The sequence below is a fragment of the Streptococcus parasanguinis genome (assembly GCF_001578955.1).
Classification (GTDB): Bacteria; Bacillota; Bacilli; order Lactobacillales; family Streptococcaceae; genus Streptococcus; species Streptococcus parasanguinis_U.
This window is the reverse complement of the sequence record NZ_KQ969735.1, coordinates 1-423: the sequence shown is the minus strand read 5'-3', so window position 1 is coordinate 423 and position 423 is coordinate 1. Positions and strand designations below refer to the sequence as shown.

1 pseudogene is annotated in these 423 nt (G+C 40.4%); it reads left to right on the top strand.

What is annotated here, in order from left to right:
• Window positions 1-241: 241 nt before the first annotated feature.
• Window positions 242-423: pseudogene (locus tag SPADD19_RS11010) on the top strand (DUF3137 domain-containing protein); the annotation flags it as partial.

Genomic DNA, 423 nt, shown 5'->3' with positions numbered 1-423 from the left:
GATTGGCTCTTAGGAGCCTTTTGCGCTGAGGAGGTCTACATTCAATTGTAACGCAGGAGCGGACCTTGAACAGTTGTGTGAACCGGCTGTTCTCACCGAAAGGTGCCTCAAATCCTGGTCTTCGGATCAGGATTTTTTTGTGTCTTCAAAGAACTGAAAACTATTATAATACAGTTGCTACAAAGTTATGTTGGTGTTATAATATAGTAAAGTGCCTCGTGTCAGAAAGGAGTGGAGTTGATTGGGAGATTTCTATCATTCTAATGATTCAGCATCTACAGACTATTCGCAGAAAATTGAAGAGCTTGAAAACTCCAAACAATTTCAGGATGCCATCGGATTGATCCGAGAACAGATGAAGAACAATCTTCAGTGGAATGTTTTGCGATCTTTTGGTATTATTTGCGCTATACTGTCTCTCAT